The 2,280-nt window shown below is 67.3% G+C and carries 2 protein-coding genes; one reads left to right on the top strand and one right to left on the bottom strand.

Translation table 11 applies throughout. The annotated features are described in order from the left end of the window. Window positions 1-390, bottom strand: a 390-nt coding sequence (locus AB0O34_RS36675; protein WP_363923595.1) for a ThuA domain-containing protein, incomplete at its 3' end; no start/stop codon positions are given. 572 nt (window positions 391-962) lie between these two features. Between AB0O34_RS36675 and AB0O34_RS36670 the strand changes: the two genes are divergently transcribed. Next, on the top strand, window positions 963-2,280 hold a 1,318-nt coding region (locus tag AB0O34_RS36670), incomplete at its 3' end, for an extracellular solute-binding protein (RefSeq protein ID WP_363923593.1).

The raw sequence follows: 2,280 nt of genomic DNA, 5'->3' as shown, positions 1-2,280 counted from the left end.
GCCGTAGTACGGCCAGTCGTACTCGGTGTCGGCGGCGGCGTGGACGCCCACGTACCCGCCGCCCGCCGCGATGTAGGACTCGAACGCCGTCTGCTGGGTGGCGTCGAGCACGTCCCCGGTGGTGCTGAGGAAGATCACCGCCTTGTACTGGGCCAGGTTGGCGGTGGTGAACGCGGTGGCGTCCTCGGTGGCGTCGACGGTGAAGTTGTTCGCCGTGCCGAGGTCCCTGATGGTCTGGATGCCGACGGGGATCGAGTCGTGCCGGAACCCCGCGGTCTTGGAGAACACGAGCACCTTGTAGGCGGGATCGGCCGCGAGGGCGCTCTGCGCGCCGATGCCGAAGACGGCCAAGATCAAGGCCGCCGTGAGGGCGATGAGGAACCTGGACACCGTAAACCTCGATTTCCCATGGGGAGTAGCCGTAGCCGGTGGCGCGTCGTGTGCCGTACTAGGCGTACGTGGCGGGCGGTGGCGGCGGTGAAGGTGCGGTCGTCGGCGCCGCCGTCGGACGTGGTTCTCGCCGGCGGTCGCCGTCCACCGCGCCGCGGTGGCCAAGAGTGACCCCGGGCCAGAGCGGCTCGGGCTGCGCGAAGAACTCACGGCGTCTCCTCGGCATGGCTGGGGGGTTCGGGGAGCGCTCCCGGAGATCGAGAGTGCGCTCTCTCGTCAGGGGCTGTCAAGGGCCCAATTAACTCGGAGGAAACCTTGCGCACATCCGTCCGCAACCGGCGATGCACAGCTGAGAGCGCTCTCAATCTGCTCTCGATGCACTGCTTTTTACCGTCTGACCTGCATGAACGGCGAGGGAACAGAGAGAGCGCTCCCCAGAAGTGGCAGGAGATCCGGTGTTCAGGTCACGACGATCGTTATCGGCGAACCCGTTGACACGGGGGGCGCAACGGAATGACCCTTCTGAGGGAGCGCTCCCTCCATGATCATTAATAGCCCCCCAGGGAGGGTCTATGGGCAAGCTTCGCCCCGGGATGCTCGTCACCCCGCTGCTCGCCGCCGTACTGGCCGTTGGCGTGACCGCTTGCGGCGGTGACGGCGGTGGCGGCACGGGTGCCTCGTCGGGTGCCACGCAGCCGGCCGAGAAGATCAAGCTGACCGTCGCGTTGTTCAGCGACTTCCACTTCGCTCCGCTGTACGAGGAGTTCAAGAAGACGCACCCGAACGTCGAGATCGTCGAGCGCCGGGCGCAGTTCAACGACCACCACAAGAACCTCACCACGCAGCTGGCCACGGGGGCGGGCGCTGCGGACGTCGAGGCCGTCGAGGCGGGTTACATCGCCACGTTCACCCCGCTGGCCGACAAGTTCTACAACCTCAACGACTACGGCCTCGGCAAGCGGCAGGGCGACTACCTCGACTGGAAGTGGAAGCAGGGGCTGTCCCCCGACGGCACCAAGCTGCTGGGTCTCGGCACCGACGTCGGCGGCCTCGCCATGTGCTACCGCACCGACCTGTTCAAGAAGGCCGGCCTGCCGACCAACCGCGACGAGGTGTCGCAGCTCTGGCCCACGTGGGAGGCGTACCTGGAGGCGGGCAAGAAGTTCGTCGCCGCCAAGGTGTCGGGCGCCAAGTGGTTCGACGGCCCCGGTGAGAACTTCCGCGCCATGGTCGACCAGGCCCCCGTCGGGTTCTACGACGAGCAGAACAACCTGGTCGCCGGCACCAACCCCGACGTGAAGAAGGCGTTCGACCTGTCGGCCCAGATGATCCAGGCCGACGAGTCCGCCAAGCTGGCCGCCTTCAGCCCGCCGTGGAACACCGGCCTCACCAAGGGCTCGTTCGCGACCATCATCTGCCCGTCCTGGAAGACCGGCAGCATCAAGGACGCGGCCCCGACCACGTCCGGCAAGTGGGACGTGGCGGCGGTGCCCGGCGGTGGCGGCGGCAACCAGGGCGGCACGCACCTGATGGCCCCCAAGCAGGGCAAGCACCCCAAGGAGGCGGCCGAGCTCATCGACCTGCTGACCAACAAGGACACCCAGCTCAAGCTGTTCACCGACGCCGGGGCCCTTCCCTCCATCCCCGCCCTCTACGACGACCCGACCATCACCGGGTTCAAGAACCCGTTCTTCAGCGACGCGCCGACCGGAAAGATCTTCACCGACGCCGCCAAGGCCCTCAAGCCGCAGCACGTCGGGCCGAAGGCCGGCGACGTCCTGACCGCTTTCGGCAACGCCCTCCAGCGCATCGAGCAGGGCAAGCAGACGCCGGATAAATCGATGAAGGGGTGGGTCATGGGAAAGCTGGCAGTGCGTGCGCTTCGCGCCG

Source organism: Sphaerisporangium sp. NPDC088356 (assembly GCF_040685555.1).
Lineage (GTDB): Bacteria > Actinomycetota > Actinomycetes > Streptosporangiales > Streptosporangiaceae > Sphaerisporangium.
The sequence above is the reverse complement of the archived record's forward strand: the minus strand, read 5'-3'. Positions and strand labels throughout refer to the sequence as shown.